This is a genomic window from Enterococcus sp. DIV1090, assembly GCF_050537975.1.
GTDB classification, from domain to species: domain Bacteria; phylum Bacillota; class Bacilli; order Lactobacillales; family Enterococcaceae; genus Enterococcus; species Enterococcus faecalis.
This window is the reverse complement of record NZ_CP172917.1, coordinates 1,532,049-1,547,425: the sequence shown is the minus strand read 5'-3', so window position 1 is coordinate 1,547,425 and position 15,377 is coordinate 1,532,049. Positions and strand designations below refer to the sequence as shown.

The 15,377-nt window shown below is 37.8% G+C and carries 17 protein-coding genes and 1 pseudogene; 16 read left to right on the top strand and 2 right to left on the bottom strand.

Annotation, left to right across the window (positions count from 1 at the left end; all coding sequences use genetic code 11):
- Nucleotides 1-2: 2 nt before the first annotated feature.
- From tyrS to ybaK, 10 genes and pseudogenes are all read left to right on the top strand, one after another.
- Nucleotides 3-1,265 carry a tyrosine--tRNA ligase gene (gene tyrS / locus IGL48_RS07470; protein ID WP_002357324.1) on the top strand — a complete coding sequence of 421 codons (1,263 nt, stop codon included), beginning with the start codon at nt 3-5 and terminating at the stop codon, nt 1,263-1,265.
- A gap of 4 nt (nt 1,266-1,269) precedes the next feature.
- Nucleotides 1,270-1,449: pseudogene (locus tag IGL48_RS07465) on the top strand (hypothetical protein).
- Entirely contained in the window at nt 1,446-2,108 is a 663-nt protein-coding gene (locus tag IGL48_RS07460; RefSeq protein WP_002369298.1) for a YdeI/OmpD-associated family protein, read from the top strand. The pseudogene IGL48_RS07465 and the gene IGL48_RS07460 overlap by 4 nt, the downstream one beginning before the upstream one ends.
- Nucleotides 2,108-2,575, top strand: coding sequence for a DUF1801 domain-containing protein (locus IGL48_RS07455; RefSeq protein ID WP_010824701.1), 468 nt, complete (start codon nt 2,108-2,110; stop codon nt 2,573-2,575). The genes IGL48_RS07460 and IGL48_RS07455 overlap by 1 nt, the downstream gene beginning before the upstream one ends.
- A 10-nt stretch (nt 2,576-2,585) precedes the next feature.
- The gene (locus IGL48_RS07450) at nt 2,586-3,479 is read left to right on the top strand and encodes a deoxyribonuclease IV (RefSeq protein WP_002357396.1); all 894 of its coding nucleotides are present in this window, start codon (nt 2,586-2,588) and stop codon (nt 3,477-3,479) included.
- 193 nt (nt 3,480-3,672) lie between these two features.
- The gene (locus IGL48_RS07445; RefSeq protein ID WP_002357397.1) at nt 3,673-3,891 is read left to right on the top strand and encodes a YneF family protein; all 219 of its coding nucleotides are present in this window, start codon (nt 3,673-3,675) and stop codon (nt 3,889-3,891) included.
- Between the two features lie 197 nt (nt 3,892-4,088).
- Nucleotides 4,089-5,840: an ABC transporter ATP-binding protein gene (locus IGL48_RS07440; protein WP_048949334.1), complete on the top strand. Its 1,752-nt coding sequence runs from the start codon at nt 4,089-4,091 to the stop codon at nt 5,838-5,840.
- Nucleotides 5,840-7,624: an ABC transporter ATP-binding protein gene (locus IGL48_RS07435; RefSeq protein WP_010821642.1), complete on the top strand. Its 1,785-nt coding sequence runs from the start codon at nt 5,840-5,842 to the stop codon at nt 7,622-7,624. The genes IGL48_RS07440 and IGL48_RS07435 overlap by 1 nt, the downstream gene beginning before the upstream one ends.
- Nucleotides 7,625-7,779: 155 nt before the next feature.
- Nucleotides 7,780-8,541, top strand: a complete 762-nt coding sequence (gene aroD, locus IGL48_RS07430; RefSeq protein WP_010824699.1) for a type I 3-dehydroquinate dehydratase — start codon at nt 7,780-7,782, stop codon at nt 8,539-8,541.
- The gene (ybaK, locus tag IGL48_RS07425; RefSeq protein WP_025190739.1) at nt 8,538-9,053 is read left to right on the top strand and encodes a Cys-tRNA(Pro) deacylase; all 516 of its coding nucleotides are present in this window, start codon (nt 8,538-8,540) and stop codon (nt 9,051-9,053) included. The genes aroD and ybaK overlap by 4 nt, the downstream gene beginning before the upstream one ends.
- 129 nt (nt 9,054-9,182) lie before the next feature.
- On the opposite strand, the gene IGL48_RS07420 is transcribed toward ybaK, so the two are convergent.
- The gene (locus IGL48_RS07420; RefSeq protein WP_002364051.1) at nt 9,183-9,590 is read right to left on the bottom strand and encodes a ribonuclease HI family protein; all 408 of its coding nucleotides are present in this window, start codon (nt 9,588-9,590) and stop codon (nt 9,183-9,185) included.
- A gap of 100 nt (nt 9,591-9,690) precedes the next feature.
- On the opposite strand from IGL48_RS07420, the gene IGL48_RS07415 reads away from it, so the two are divergent.
- Nucleotides 9,691-10,152 (top strand): EbsA family protein, encoded by a 462-nt coding sequence (locus tag IGL48_RS07415; RefSeq protein WP_002357403.1) that lies wholly within the window; start codon nt 9,691-9,693, stop codon nt 10,150-10,152.
- 104 nt (nt 10,153-10,256) lie between these two features.
- On the opposite strand, the gene IGL48_RS07410 is transcribed toward IGL48_RS07415, so the two are convergent.
- On the bottom strand, nt 10,257-10,463 hold the full coding sequence (locus IGL48_RS07410) for a cold-shock protein (RefSeq protein ID WP_002357404.1): 207 nt from the start codon (nt 10,461-10,463) through the stop codon (nt 10,257-10,259).
- A gap of 178 nt (nt 10,464-10,641) precedes the next feature.
- On the opposite strand from IGL48_RS07410, the gene IGL48_RS07405 reads away from it, so the two are divergent.
- From IGL48_RS07405 to pyrR, 5 genes are all read left to right on the top strand, one after another.
- Nucleotides 10,642-12,312, top strand: a complete 1,671-nt coding sequence (locus IGL48_RS07405; RefSeq protein WP_010824697.1) for a formate--tetrahydrofolate ligase — start codon at nt 10,642-10,644, stop codon at nt 12,310-12,312.
- Between the two features lie 104 nt (nt 12,313-12,416).
- Nucleotides 12,417-13,121 carry a CBS domain-containing protein gene (locus IGL48_RS07400; protein WP_002360173.1) on the top strand — a complete coding sequence of 235 codons (705 nt, stop codon included), beginning with the start codon at nt 12,417-12,419 and terminating at the stop codon, nt 13,119-13,121.
- A 5-nt stretch (nt 13,122-13,126) separates the two neighbouring features.
- A complete protein-coding gene (gene lspA / locus IGL48_RS07395; protein ID WP_002360174.1) occupies nt 13,127-13,603 on the top strand; it encodes a signal peptidase II in 477 nt (158 codons plus the stop codon).
- Nucleotides 13,590-14,495, top strand: a complete 906-nt coding sequence (locus tag IGL48_RS07390; RefSeq protein ID WP_002371061.1) for an RluA family pseudouridine synthase — start codon at nt 13,590-13,592, stop codon at nt 14,493-14,495. Before lspA ends, IGL48_RS07390 begins: the two co-directional genes overlap by 14 nt.
- A 338-nt stretch (nt 14,496-14,833) precedes the next feature.
- Nucleotides 14,834-15,373 carry a bifunctional pyr operon transcriptional regulator/uracil phosphoribosyltransferase PyrR gene (gene pyrR, locus IGL48_RS07385; protein WP_411158734.1) on the top strand — a complete coding sequence of 180 codons (540 nt, stop codon included), beginning with the start codon at nt 14,834-14,836 and terminating at the stop codon, nt 15,371-15,373.
- Nucleotides 15,374-15,377 lie beyond the last annotated feature (4 nt).

Below are 15,377 nucleotides of genomic sequence, written 5' to 3'. Positions count from 1 at the left end.
TCATGAATTCAGCTTTTTTTGAAGAATTAAAAGCCCGTGGGTTGGTCTACCAAGTCACAGATGAAGAAGCCTTACAAAAACAATTAAATGAAGAATCTGTTAAATTATATATCGGCTTTGATCCAACGGCAGACAGTTTACACATCGGGCATCTACTGCCAATTCTTATGTTACGTCGTTTCCAACAAAATGGTCATGTGCCCATTGCTTTAGTTGGTGGTGGAACAGGCATGATTGGTGATCCATCATTCAAAGATGCAGAACGTAGTTTAAACACACTTGATACAGTGAAAGCTTGGTCTGAAAGTATTAAGGGCCAGTTGTCACGTTTTATCGATTTTGAAGATGAAAAAAATCCAGCGATTCTAGCAAATAACTATGATTGGCTTGGAGAACTTTCATTAATTGATTTCTTACGTGATGTGGGAAAAAACTTTACAATTAATTATATGATGAGTAAAGAAAGCGTGAAACGCCGAATCGAAACAGGAATTTCTTATACTGAATTTGCGTATCAATTATTACAAGCGTATGATTTCTTGAAATTGTACGAAACAGAAGGCTGTTTATTGCAATTAGGCGGCAGTGATCAATGGGGAAACATTACTTCAGGGATTGAATTATTACGCCGAGAACAAGAAGTTCAAGGATTTGGCTTAACTATGCCTTTAATTACAAAAGCAGATGGCACCAAATTTGGTAAAACAGAAGGAAACGCAGTTTGGCTAGATGCGGAAAAAACTTCGCCATATGAATTTTATCAATTCTGGATTAACACAGATGATCGTGATGTCGTGAAGTTCTTGAAATACTTTACTTTCTTAACATTGGATGAAATTGCAACAATTGAAGAAGAATTTACAGCGAACCCAGGTCAACGTGCTGCGCAAAAAGCGTTAGCCAAAGAAGTCACTACTTTAGTCCACGGTGAAGCAGCCTATCATCAAGCGGTTAAAATTTCAGAAGCTTTATTCAGCGGGGATATCCAAAGCTTAACAGCAGAAGAAATTAAACAAGGCTTTAAAGATGTACCAACGTACGAGGTGCAACCAGAGGATCAATTAAGTTTAGTCGACTTATTAGTTACCTCAAAAATAGAACCATCCAAACGTCAAGCCCGTGAAGATGTTCAAAATGGAGCGATTTACGTCAATGGAGAACGTAGACAAGATTTAGCAGCTGAATTGACAGAAACTGATAAAATCGAAGGACAATTTACTGTGATTCGTCGCGGTAAGAAAAAATATTTCTTGTTAAAATACTAAAAAAATGAAAGCTTGGGACGAAGGTCGTTTAGACAACAGGTTCCAAGCTTTCGCTTTTAAAAAAGATAAATAGGGATTAATTCTGTTACAAAAAACTCTTTTTTACTATTGGGCATATTCAATTACAGATAACTTGTGCTATGCTAGAATAAAAAGTGCAGTCGCTATAAGGAGTAGGTTATGAAATCAATTGTCGAAAAGTTAAACTTAACGAAGTATCAGCAACTAGTTATTTTAAATAGACCACAGGGAGAGTATCTATCTGAATTTGCTTCAGCCGCGCAGCAATTACCCTCAGAACCAGTTGAGCTGATTTTTGCATTTGTGAAAACAATGGCGGAATTTCAAGAGATTGTTTCAATGGTGATTGAAGGTCAACATTTAGTAGAAAATGGGTTGTTATATGTGGCTTATCCGAAAAAAGGCAATAAAATGTATCCAACCTTTGTCCACCGAGATGAAATTTTTCCAACATTACAAGTAAACGAGGCAGATGGGTATATTAAAGGCTCAACCTTAAAATTTAATCGCATGGTTAGTTTAGATGAGACTTTTACGGTTGTCGGCATGAAGAATGTTCTTAAAAAGCTAGCGAAGAATCAGACCAGTTCTGCTGTTGGGGATTATGTTCAATATTTACCGGAAATTGAAGCGTTGGTACAAACAGAACCAGCTGCTGCAGCGACATTCGCTGCATTAACGCCTGGTTATCAAAAAGAGTGGGCGCGGTATGTATTTAGTGCAAAGCGAGCGGAGACACGGAAAAAGCGGCAAACTGAAATGTTAGTCATTTTAAAAGAAGGCTATAAAACCAAAGCGCTTTATCAGCAAAGGAAGAAATAATGGCGCAGTCAATTGAAACAGTTACAGCATACATCGAAACAGTTGAACCAAACTGGCGAATTGCTTATCAGCAAGTATTAGATGTCGTTTCGCAAAATTTGCCAGCAGGATTTGAATTAACAATGCAATATGGCATGCCAACCTTTGTTGTGCCGCTTTCAGTATTTCCAGAAGGCTATCTTAACCGTGGTGATGAACCGTTACCATTTATCAGCTTAGGGGCTACTAAAAGGCAAGTAGCTTTATATCACATGGGATTAATGGGAAATGAAGCCATCCGAAGTTGGTTTCAAGAAGCCTATCAGGAACAAGTGTCAACAAAGCTAAACATGGGGAAAAGTTGTCTTCGCTTCACTAATCCTAAGCGAATACCCTATGAACTAATTGGCGAATTAGTAACAAAAATCACGCTAGAAGAATGGCTGCAACAGTATCAACACTACCAAAAGAAAAAGAAGAATTATTAGGAGGAACCACATGTTATTAGGATCACACGTTAGTATGAGTGGCAAGAAAATGCTATTAGGCTCTGCCGAGGAAGCGGCTAGTTATGGCTCAACAACCTTTATGATTTATACAGGCGCGCCACAAAACACGCGCCGGAAACCGATTGAAGAAATGAATATTGAAGCTGGGCAAGCTTTTATGAAGGAACACAATTTAAGTAATATCGTCGTTCATGCCCCGTATATTATTAATTTAGGTAATACAATTAAAACGGAAAATTTCGGTTTTGCCGTAGACTTTTTGCGTCAAGAAATTGAGCGAGCACAAGCGTTGGGAGCAACGCAAATCACGTTACATCCAGGTGCGCATGTTGGTGCAGGTCCAGAAGCCGGCATTAAACAAATTGTTAAAGGTCTAAACGAAGTCTTGTGGAAAGAGCAAATCCCTCAAATCGCTTTAGAAACAATGGCTGGTAAAGGAACCGAAATCGGCCGTACGTTTGACGAACTAGCTGCGATTATTGACGGAGTTACGCTAAATGATAAGCTTTCTGTCACTCTGGATACTTGCCACATTAATGATGCAGGGTATAATGTAAAAGATGATTTTGATGGCGTATTAGTTGAATTTGATAAAATTATCGGATTGGATCGTTTAAAAGTTATTCATGTGAATGATTCTAAAAATCCTATGGGCTCACATAAAGATCGTCATGCCAATATTGGCTTTGGCACTATTGGTTTTGAAGCTTTAAACGGTGTGGTTCACCATGAAAAATTAACTGCTTTACCAAAAATTTTAGAAACACCTTATGTCGGAGAAGACAAAAAAAATAAAAAGGCCCCTTACGGCTTTGAAATTGCGATGTTAAAAAATCAAACATTTGATCCAGAATTATTAGAAAAAATTCAAGGACAAAACTAAAGCAACAATCGCTCTTAAAGGTCCTATTGACATTTAAGAGCGTATATTTTTGACTTTTAATCACTATTTTGCAAAAAAATCAGACTTTTTTCATTATTTAAGAGAAATCCCGCAAAAAGAACTTTTCTTTTTTTGCTATTTCTAGTAAAATAATTCATTGAGAGCAAAACTATACGGAGAGGAGAGAGTTTCAATGGCAACAGGTTGGGTAGTATTAATCGCAGTAATCGCTTTATTAGTAGGCGCTGCAGGGGGCTTTTTCCTTGCACGCAAATATATGCAAGATTATTTCAAAAAAAATCCTCCCGTTAATGAGGATATGTTACGCATGATGATGGCATCAATGGGTCAAAAACCGTCAGAGAAAAAGGTTAGACAAATGATGCAACAAATGAAAAACCAAGGAAAATAGTAAAGGTTATTCAGGTAATCATGAATAAGTGTAAAAACGGGCTGATTTTCAGTCCGTTTTTTTGTTGTTTTGCGGGAGAATAGGATAATCTAGGAGGAAAAGAGCGAGACGTTTAATCAAAAACAACAATAACGAAGAAACCTTCTAGCTCGAAAGTAGTCTTCGTAGAACAACAAAGTAAAAGGAGGGACAACTGAATGTCCATATTCAAAAAATTAGGCTGGTTTTTTAAGCAAGAGAAAAAAAGTTATATTATTGGGGTTTTCTCATTAATGATGGTCGCTCTTGTTCAATTAGTCCCGCCCAAAGTTATTGGCGTCGTTGTAGATGAAATCGTTAACAAAGAAATTCGCTTAACGAAAATTATCGTGTGGATTGTACTCTTGATTGGTGCTGGGCTTGCCCAATATCTTTTTCGCTATATTTGGCGGATGCATATTTGGGGGAGTGCCGCTCGTTTGGAAAAAGAGCTACGGACTCAATTATTTCATCATTTCACAAAAATGGATAGCATCTTTTATCAGAAATATCGGACAGGTGACTTGATGGCGCATGCAACCAATGATTTAAATGCCATCCAAAATGTGGCTGGAGCTGGGATTTTAACGTTTGCCGACTCTGTGATTACGGGAGGAACAACGATTATCGCAATGGTTCTATTTGTCGATTGGCGCTTAACATTAATTGCTTTATTACCGCTGCCTTTATTAGCCGTCACTTCACGAGTTCTAGGTTCTAAGTTGCATGATGCCTTTCGAGATTCACAAGCTGCTTTTTCAGCGATTAATGATAAAACACAAGAAAGTATTACTGGAATTAAAGTCATTAAAACATTTGGGCAAGAAAAAGAAGATCTTGCTGATTTTACAGAGAAAATTGATGATGCTATCGTCAAAAATAAACGAACGAACTTTTTAGATGCACTATTTGATCCGTTTATTACGCTGATTATTGGTGTTTCTTATGTTTTGACAATTATTATTGGTGGTCGTTTCATCATGGAAGGAACGATTAGTTTAGGTCAGTTGGTCTCTTTCATTGCCTATATTGGGATGCTAGTTTGGCCAATGTTTGCGATTGGGCGCTTATTTAATGTGTTAGAACGTGGGAATGCTAGTTACGATCGTGTGAACGAATTATTACATGAAAAAACGCATATTATCGAACGAAAAGATGCCATCAAAACAATGGCGCAAGGGACAATTTCAATGAAGATTGATTCTTTTTCTTATCCAAAAGAAGAGACGGTGGCGTTGGAAAATATCCAATTTTCGTTGCAAGAAGGAGAAACCTTGGGGATTGTTGGCAAAACAGGCGCTGGTAAAACCACTATTTTGAAGTTGTTGATGCGTGAATATGACCAATACCAAGGAACGATTTCCTTTGGAAAACATGACATTAAAAATTACACATTAGATGCATTAATGGGTGCAATGGGGTACGTGCCACAGGACCACTTTCTCTTTTCCATGACGGTACGAGATAACATTCGTTTTGCTAAACCAGACTTGGAACAAGCGGCAGTTGAACAAGCGGCAGCATTAGCATTTATTAACCAAGAAATTAAAGCATTCCCTGAAGGCTATGACACAATGGTTGGGGAACGTGGCGTTTCGCTTTCTGGAGGACAAAAACAACGGATTTCTATTGCACGGGCCTTGATTGTTGAACCAGAATTGTTAATTTTAGACGATGCCTTATCTGCAGTCGATGCGAAGACTGAAGATGCGATTTTATCAAATCTAAAAGAAACGCGCCAAGAAAAAACCACTATCATTACAGCGCATCGTTTAAGTAGTGTCATGCATGCAAAAGAAATCTTAGTGTTGGATGAAGGGAAAATTATTGAACGGGGGACGCATCAAGAGTTACTGGCTCAGAAGGGTTGGTATCAGCGGATGTGGGAAAAACAGCAATTAGAAGCGAAAATTGAAGGAAGTGAGAGTTAATGGAAGAAAAGTATCAATCCGAATGGTCCAGAGAGTTACCGATGAAAGAACAATTAACGATTGTTCAGCGTTTGTTTCGTTTTGCCAAACCGTTTCGACGCATGTTTTACACAGCTATTCTCTTTGCATTTGGCTTATCAATTATCAATATTCTTTTGCCTAGAGTCATTCAAGTTTTTATGGATAATTATTTAACGCCTAAAACTGCTACAATGCAAGTGATTCTAACTTTTGCTGCTATTTATTTTTTGGGTGTCATTGTCAAAAGTATTGTTTGGTTTTTCCAATGGTATTTGTATTCGATGGCTTCTTTAAAAACGTATCAATATATACGAGTGAAATTATTTGAAAAATTACACACTTTAGGTATGCGTTATTTTGATCAAACACCAGCGGGTTCGACGGTGTCTCGTGTTACAAATGACACAGAAACATTGTTTGAATTCTGGTATGTATTCCTAATGGTGATTACAGGAATTTTTGCCGTAATCTCGTCATTTTTTGCAATGTTTCAACTCAGTCCAGAAATCTCATTTTATTGTCTAATTTTCTTGCCAATTTTATTAGTTGTGATTTGGTATTACCAAAAATTTAGTTCAAAATTATATCGCAGTATGCGGGAAAAATTAAGTCAATTAAACACCAAACTAAATGAATACATCTCTGGTATGCAAATCATTCAACAATTTCGCCAAGAAAAGCGTTTGGAAAAAGAATTTGAGGAAACCAATGATGATTATTTAAAAACACGAGTAGCAATGATTCGTATGAATTCGTTATTATTAAGTCCCATCATTAATTTGTTGTATACGTTGGCGATTGCATTGGCCTTAACTATGTTTGGCATCGATGCTTTACATTCTCCTGTAGAAGCGGGGATGATTTATGCTTTTGTAACGTATGTACAAGCTTTTTTTAATCCGATGACACAAATGATGGACTTTCTAAGTATCTTTACAGATGGGATTGTCGCAGGTAGCCGTATTTTAAAAATTATGGATACGGAAGAATTAACGCCGCAACAATCAGTAGGTGCGAGTGGGGAAATTATTCGCGGGAAAATTGAATTTCGCAATGTTACTTTTTCTTATGACGGCAAAAACGAAGTATTGAAAAATATTAGCTTTGTTGCAAATCCCGGGGAAACCGTCGCTTTAGTCGGTCATACAGGAAGTGGTAAAAGTTCAATTATTAATGTACTCATGCGTTTCTATGAATTTTATGAAGGGCAGATTTTAATTGATGATCGAGACATTCGTGATTTTCCCATGACAGAATTACGGGAAAAGATGGGCTTGGTATTACAGGATGCTTTCATGTTTTATGGAGATATTGCTGGAAATATCCGTTTACTGAATCCAACTATCACAGATGAACAAATTAAACAGGCTGCGGAATTTGTTCAGGCGGATAAATTTATCCACACGTTACCCAATACCTATCATGCGAAAGTCATTGAACGAGGAGCGAGTTATTCTAGCGGACAACGTCAATTAATTTCGTTTGCACGAACGATTGTGACTGATCCCAAAATTTTAGTTTTAGATGAAGCAACCGCTAATATTGATACAGAAACAGAAGGATTGATTCAAGAAGGATTAGCCAAAATGCGTCAAGGGAGAACGACAATTGCGATTGCGCATCGCCTTTCGACGATTCGTGACGCAAACTTGATTTTAGTTTTAGACAAAGGGCAGATTGTAGAACGAGGAACGCATGAAACGTTACTGGCAGAAGGTGGCCTTTATGCGGATATGTATCAGTTACAAAGTACGGAAGTTTAACGTAACAACTGAAAGAGTTAAATAACCCAAACAAAGGCATTTAGTGTTAGGAAATTCCTAATTCTAGGTGTCTTTGTAGCTCTTTAAATTGCAAAAAAGAATAGAAATGGTATGATATGAAGAGAGAAAAACAAACGAGGAAGTTAGGTGGAACTGTGAAGCCAGTTATAGTCAAAAATGTGCGAATAGGTGAAGGGAATCCCAAAATTGTGGTGCCCATTGTTGCTCCAACAGCCGAGGATATTTTGGCCGAAGCAACGGCGAGCCAAACACTAGATTGTGATTTGGTGGAATGGCGTTTAGACTATTATGAAAATGTCGCTGATTTTTCCGATGTATGTAATCTTTCACAACAAGTAATGGAACGGTTGGGGCAAAAACCGTTATTGTTAACTTTTCGTACACAAAAAGAAGGCGGCGAAATGGCTTTTTCCGAGGAAAATTATTTTGCTTTGTATCATGAATTAGTGAAAAAGGGTGCGTTGGATTTATTGGATATTGAATTATTTGCGAATCCGCTGGCGGCAGATACGTTAATTCACGAAGCTAAAAAGATGGGGATTAAAATTGTTCTCTGTAATCACGACTTTCAGAAAACACCGTCGCAAGAGGAGATTGTCGCGCGATTACGCCAAATGCAAATGCGTCAGGCGGATATTTGTAAAATAGCTGTGATGCCACAAGATGCGACAGATGTACTTACGTTACTTTCAGCAACCAATGAAATGTACACCCATTATGCATCCGTCCCAATCGTTACTATGTCAATGGGACAGTTAGGGATGATTAGTCGCGTAACAGGTCAACTGTTCGGATCGGCACTAACTTTTGGCTCCGCCCAGCAAGCGTCTGCACCAGGCCAACTATCCGTACAAGTATTAAGAAATTATTTAAAGACATTCGAACAAAACAAGTGATTCAGAAGGTGAAAAAAGTGGCAAAGAAAAAAACACAACAAAAAACGAATGCGATGCGCATGGTAGAACAACATAAAGTACCATATAAAGAATATGAATTCGCTTGGAGTGAAGATCATTTAAGTGCAGAAAGTGTCGCTGAAAGTTTAGGTATTGACAAAGGACGAATTTTTAAAACCTTGGTTACAGTAGGTAATAAAACAGGTCCAGTCGTGGCTGTCATTCCTGGTAATCAAGAATTAGATTTAAAAAAATTAGCGAAAGCTAGTGGCAACAAAAAGGTAGAAATGCTTCACTTAAAAGATTTAGAAGCAACCACAGGCTATATTCGTGGGGGCTGTTCACCAATTGGGATGAAAAAACAATTTCCCACCTATTTGGCTGAAAAAGCTCAACAATATTCTGCAATTATTGTTTCTGCAGGCAAACGTGGCATGCAAATTGAATTAGCTCCTGAAGCAATCCTTTCGCTAACCAATGGACAATTTGCGGAAATAACGACAAAAGAATAAGTGGCTATAAGAAGAAGTCGAGACAGAACCGTTTATCTGTTTTTAAACGTGGAGCAAAAATCGCTAGGGATTTTTGCTCCACGTGTTTAATTATCAAATTAATAAAGGAAAAGCATTAAGTAAACAGTGCTACTTTTTATTGGAATAAAATTTTTGTAATGCTTGCCGTGCAAGCATATCGGCCGCTTTGTTTTGACTTTCAGGTAGCCATTTGATTAAGAGCAAAGGAAAATTCTTTTCTAGTTGTTGATATTCTGCTAAATAAGGCTGGTACTTTTCATTTTTAGCATAGTTTTTTTCAATTGTTTGGACAACAATTTTACTATCTGAGTGGAGAAGAACGGTTTGTTGATTGTCTTCATTGGCAATCGCTTGTTTTAAAGCTTCAATCAGCACTTTAAATTCGGCTTCGTGATTACTAACAATGCCTAAAGGCACATGCAATTGTTGCCGCGATTGGTCGGTGAGGTAAACGATACCGCCGCCAGATTCACCTGGATTGCCTTTTGTTGCAGCATCTACATAAATTCTTAACATAAAATTACTCCTAATTTCTTTTTGTTCTTAAAAAAAGTATGTTACTATTATAACATATTTAAATTTAGCGGCGTTGATCCAGAAGTAGTGAGGGCACTTTATGAAAAAACAGAAATTTTATTGGCAGCCAGAATTAGCATCAACAATTATTTACTGGTCTTGCACATTTTGTATATTATTTATTAGTTTAATTTTAGCATTGGAAAATAATGGTCCTTACTTGATTAGTAATCTGGTGATGGTTCCATTTTTTGTGTTTGCTTATCTAGGAATTGCGCGGTCTTTTAACATGACAGAAACATCTTTAATTGTCAGAGATGTTTTATGGTTTCGTAAAAAAGCACTTCCGCTTTCTCAGATAGAAAAAGTAACCTACAATGAAAAAAGCATCGAAATTTTTTCCTCAGAATTTAAGGAAGGCTCAAAAGTCTTTTTAATGAAAAAGAAAACGATTCCGTTATTTCTTGAGGCACTTAAGGTAAAAAAGCCTGAATTGAAGGTAGCAGAAGATCATTCTTTGGGCCTTCATAAAAAAGAAGAAAAAAACAAGAGTGAGTCATAAGTCGAAACGACTGGTGACCCACTCTCAAAATCTTAAAATAATCAGCTGAAACAAACGCTACGTTTACTTACTTTTTGGAGCTAAGCGCTGTTGGTTCAGCTTTTTTAGTTATCTATTTTTTTGACATGTGCTGCTTGTAGCCCACGATTGCCTTCCATTATCTCGAATTCTACAGATTGATTCTCATCAAGTGATTTGAATCCGTCACCTTCTATAGCAGTGAAGTGGACAAAAATCTCATCTTCTTCGTTGTAAACGATAAAACCATAACCTTTTCTGTTATCGAACCATTTGACAATTCCTTTTTGCATCCAATTCACGCTCCTTTTAGATTTGTAAAGACACTTTCATTATACGAGAAAAGGCTACCAAACGTCAATGGTTGGGTTGTTTAAAAAAGGTTATTCTAGCCATTCTATTCAATACAAGCTATAATTTAAAAGAAACAATGTGTCACAAAGACGATAAAGAATTGAAAAGGGGTCCGTTATGAAGACAGATATTAACATTGCACAAGCAGCAACATTAAAACCTATTCAAGAGATTGCCGAAACAATCGGTCTTTCAGAAGATTCGCTCGAACTTTATGGAAAATACAAAGCGAAAATAGATTTTCCAACGCTTCAATCCTTAGAAGCGCAACCAGAAGGTAAATTAATCCTCGTTACATCGATTAATCCAACACCAGCAGGAGAAGGAAAGTCAACCGTGACCATTGGTTTAGGAGATGCATTAAATCAAATCAATAAAAAAACAGTTATTGCCCTAAGAGAACCATCATTAGGTCCTGTGATGGGGATTAAAGGTGGCGCAACAGGTGGCGGTTACGCACAAGTATTACCAATGGAAGAAATCAATTTGCATTTTACTGGTGATATGCATGCGATTACGACAGCCAATAATGCCTTAGCTGCGTTACTAGATAATCATTTACAGCAAGGAAATGAATTAAAGATTGATTCTCGACGGGTGATTTGGAAACGGGCAGTGGATCTAAATGATCGTGCGCTCAGACAGGTCGTTGTTGGTTTAGGCGGTCCTTTCCAAGGTGTACCAAGAGAAGACGGTTTCGATATTACTGTGGCGAGCGAAATTATGGCGATTCTTTGTTTAGCGCAAAATTTAACGGACTTAAAAGAACGCTTAAGTCGGATTATTGTCGCCTATAATGACCAAAGAGAGCCGGTGACGGTTAAAGATTTAAACGTGGCAGGTGCCCTGACTTTATTATTAAAAGACGCCTTAAAACCTAATTTAGTTCAAACGATTGAAGGAACTCCAGCTTTTGTTCACGGTGGTCCTTTTGCCAATATCGCTCATGGATGTAACAGTATTTTAGCGACAAAAACGGCTTTGCATCTAGGGGATTATGTCGTAACAGAAGCAGGTTTTGGTGGCGACTTAGGTGGCGAAAAATTTTTAGATATTAAAGTACCTTCTTTAGGAAAAGCACCCGATGCCGTTGTGATTGTGGCAACGATTCGCGCGTTGAAAATGCATGGCGGTTTGGCGAAAGATCAGTTAGCAGAAGAAAATTTACCAGCGTTACAAAAAGGCTTTACCAACTTAGAAAAACATATTCAAAACATGCAACGTTATGATGTACCAGTAGTTGTTGCAATTAATGAATTTACACAGGATACAGAGAAGGAAATTCAACTGTTGAAAGAAGCTTGCCAAGCGTTAGGCGTGCCCGTCGAGTTAACAAGTGTTTGGGCGCAAGGTGGCGCAGGTGGCACGAATCTAGCGGAAACAGTAGTAGCAGAGATTGAAGCCAATACAAAACAGTTTCAGCCTTTATATAATCCTCGCCAAACTATTGAAGAAAAAATTCAAGCCATTGTACAAACGATTTACGGCGGGGAACAGGCGATTTTTTCTCCGAAAGCGCAAAAACAAATCGCAGACTTTACAAAAAATGGTTGGGATCAATTACCAATTTGCATGGCGAAGACACAGTATTCACTTTCTGACGATCCTCAAAAATTAGGACGGCCAGAAGGATTTACGATTACGATTCGTGAGCTAGTTCCAAAAATCGGTGCAGGGTTTATCGTGGCGTTAACGGGTGACATTTTAACGATGCCTGGCTTGCCGAAAGTTCCAGCTGCGTTAAATATGGATGTGGACGAAACGGGTCAAGCGAGCGGTCTCTTTTAAAGCCGCTCTTTCCTGAGACCTATTTTTAGTATATACTTGAAAGTAGCTCAATAAAAAATAATGACGGAAATTTATTGCGTAGTTTATTATAAGGAGCAACGACTATGGGGGAACGAGCAGATACATTTTTAGCACACTTTAATCGCATTGAAAAGTGGATGAGAGAGAGACTGAACAATCCTGTCAACATGGGATTCAGTGAAATGACAAGACGTCTTTCCCGAAAAGAAAAAGGACAGATTGCTCAATTTGAAGAGGATTTGCTTCAAATGGCTCAGTTAAGAAATGCCATCGTTCATGAGCGAATTGCTGATGATTTTGTAATTGCAGAGCCAAACGAATGGGCAGTTCAACGAATTGAAACGATTGAACAAGCTTTAACAAAACCAGAAAAAGTAGTGCCTAAATTTGCGAAACGTGTTACAGCTTTTGAAATCACCACTTCTTTAGAAACGTTATTAACGATTATTGCAAAAAAACAATATTCTCAATTTCCGATTTATGAAAAAGGTGTATTTAAAGGATTAATCACGGTTCGAGGGATTGGTGTATGGTTTGCCATTGAGAGCACCAAAGGCGAAGTTCACATTGCCAACCGAACGGTGCGAGAATTGTTGGCATCAAATTATAAACGCAGCAACTATCAATTTGTTTCAATTGAAGCAACCGTTTTTGAAGTTGAACAAATGTTTCGGGAGCAGCCACGCTTAGAAGCTGTGCTTATTAGTAAAAGTGGCCATCCTAATGGTGAGTTAGTAGGCATTGTTCGACCAAGAGATTTAGCAAGTATTCATAGAGAAAAGGAATGACGCGATTGTTAGTAGTATATTTTTTAATCAGTGCCTTATTAGTAGGGCTTGACCAATGGAGCAAATATTTGACGGTCCAAAACATTTCTTTGGGTGAAACAAAAGAATTCATTCCTGGATTTTTGTCGCTGACCCATTTAAGAAATACCGGAGCCGCTTGGAGCTTATTAGAAGGAAAGATGATATTCTTTTATGTCATCACAGTAATTGTTAGTGTCGTGATTATTTATTTATTAATTAAGAATTATAAAAAAAGTATCTGGTATTCTGTAGGTTTATCTTTTGTCTTAGCAGGTGCCATTGGGAATTTTATTGATCGTGTACGTTTAGGCTACGTGGTGGACATGCTCCAAACGGATTTTATGAATTTTCCTATTTTTAATGTTGCAGATAGTACGTTAGTGGTCGGCGTTATTTGTATATTTATTTATTTGATTTTAGATGAAAAAGCAGCAAAGGAAGGCAAAAATGGAACAAATTAACGTAACGATTCAAACAGAAAAAGGCCGGATTGATAAAGTATTAAGTGAACATTTACCCAATCATTCCCGCTCGCAAATTCAACAATGGTTAAAAGAAAAACACGTAACAGTTAACGGTGAAACGGTCCGCGCAAATTACAAAGTTACAGCAGGCGATGAAATTGTGGTAACAATTCCTGAACCAGAAGTGCTAGATATGGTAGCAGAGGATATTCCTTTGACCATTGTTTATGAAGACAATGATGTGATTGTCGTCAACAAACCTCAAGGCATGGTTGTTCATCCTTCGGCAGGGCATCCCAATGGTACATTAGTGAACGCGTTACTTCATCATGCGGATCACTTATCGGCGATTAATGATGTGGTGCGACCCGGAATTGTTCATCGAATTGATAAAGATACTTCGGGGCTATTGATGGTGGCTAAAAATGATCAAGCCCATGAATCATTAGCGAAACAGCTAAAAGAAAAAACATCGTTACGTAAATACGTTGCCTTGGTCCACGGTGTTATTCCTCACGATAAGGGAGAAATAAATGCGCCTATTGGTCGTTCCAAGGTTGACCGTAAAATGCAAGCGGTCATTGAAGGCGGTAAAGAAGCAGTCACGCATTTTACTGTTTTAGAGCGTTTTGATGCATTTACCTTAGTTGAATTACAACTAGAAACAGGCCGGACACATCAAATCCGTGTTCACATGAAATATATCGGTTATCCATTAGCTGGAGATCCATTGTATGGACCGAAAAAAACATTGCCTGGCAATGGACAATTTTTACATGCGAAGTTATTAGGCTTTACACATCCTACTACAGGTGAACAATTAGTCTTTGAAGCACCTTTACCAGAAGTTTTTGAAAAAACTTTACACCAATTAAGAAATAATCATTGATTTTTTTCTGAAGAAGAGGTAAACTCTTTTTTAAGAAGAAAAATAACTAAATAACTGTAACCTTTAAGTTTAGTCCCGTGAGGCTAAGAAGGAATCATGCAAAAGAACACTAGGTGCGCTTAGTTAGTAAGTTGTGTGGGCTACATGGTACCCTTGTACCTTTTTAAACTGTAACCAACATCCTCCTATCCTCATACGGGTAGGAGGATTTTTTGTTGGAAAAAATAACAGGACAATTTCAATAAAAATCCACTTATTTTTCAGCTGCTCAATTGAAGGAAGAATCGCTGACCCCAAGACAGCGAGGACGTAGATAAAAAAGAAATGAGGAGGAAATTATTATGCCAAAGAAAGAAGTTGTTGACGCAGTCACAATGAAACGAGCGCTTACTCGAATCTCGTATGAAATTATTGAAAGAAACAAAGGAATTCAAGACATTGTTTTAGTAGGAATTAAAACACGTGGGATATACATTGCACAACGTCTATCCGAACGCTTAAAACAATTAGAAGAGATTGACGTGCCAGTTGGTGAATTAGATATTACTTTGTATCGTGATGATGTGAAAGATATGGAGGAACCTGAATTACATTCTTCTGACGTACCAGTCTCAATTGAAGGTAAAGAAGTTATTTTAGTGGATGATGTCTTGTACACGGGCCGGACCATTCGTGCTGCGATGGACGCTGTTATGGATTTAGGTCGTCCGAGAAAAATCTCTTTAGCAGTCTTAGTAGATCGTGGGCATCGGGAACTACCGATTCGTGCCGATTATGTAGGAAAAAATATTCCAACATCAAAAACTGAGGAAATTATTGTGGAAATGGAAGAGCGTGACGGCGCAGATCGTATTATGATCAGTAAAGGAAACGAATAAAAAG

Excerpts from the sequence above, each read along its gene's own strand:
- IGL48_RS07405 (WP_010824697.1), top strand. The coding sequence starts at position 10,642 with ATGAAGACAGATATTAACATTGCACAAGCAGCAACATTAAAACCTATT.
- IGL48_RS07440 (WP_048949334.1), top strand. The coding sequence starts at position 4,089 with ATGTCCATATTCAAAAAATTAGGCTGGTTTTTTAAGCAAGAGAAAAAA.
- IGL48_RS07420 (WP_002364051.1), bottom strand. The coding sequence starts at position 9,590 with ATGTTAAGAATTTATGTAGATGCTGCAACAAAAGGCAATCCAGGTGAA.
- IGL48_RS07455 (WP_010824701.1), top strand. The coding sequence starts at position 2,108 with ATGGCGCAGTCAATTGAAACAGTTACAGCATACATCGAAACAGTTGAA.
- IGL48_RS07400 (WP_002360173.1), top strand. The coding sequence starts at position 12,417 with ATGGGGGAACGAGCAGATACATTTTTAGCACACTTTAATCGCATTGAA.
- tyrS (WP_002357324.1), top strand. The coding sequence starts at position 3 with ATGAATTCAGCTTTTTTTGAAGAATTAAAAGCCCGTGGGTTGGTCTAC.
- IGL48_RS07435 (WP_010821642.1), top strand. The coding sequence starts at position 5,840 with ATGGAAGAAAAGTATCAATCCGAATGGTCCAGAGAGTTACCGATGAAA.
- IGL48_RS07410 (WP_002357404.1), bottom strand. The coding sequence starts at position 10,463 with ATGCAAAAAGGAATTGTCAAATGGTTCGATAACAGAAAAGGTTATGGT.
- IGL48_RS07415 (WP_002357403.1), top strand. The coding sequence starts at position 9,691 with ATGAAAAAACAGAAATTTTATTGGCAGCCAGAATTAGCATCAACAATT.
- IGL48_RS07390 (WP_002371061.1), top strand. The coding sequence starts at position 13,590 with ATGGAACAAATTAACGTAACGATTCAAACAGAAAAAGGCCGGATTGAT.
- IGL48_RS07445 (WP_002357397.1), top strand. The coding sequence starts at position 3,673 with ATGGCAACAGGTTGGGTAGTATTAATCGCAGTAATCGCTTTATTAGTA.
- IGL48_RS07450 (WP_002357396.1), top strand. The coding sequence starts at position 2,586 with ATGTTATTAGGATCACACGTTAGTATGAGTGGCAAGAAAATGCTATTA.
- IGL48_RS07460 (WP_002369298.1), top strand. The coding sequence starts at position 1,446 with ATGAAATCAATTGTCGAAAAGTTAAACTTAACGAAGTATCAGCAACTA.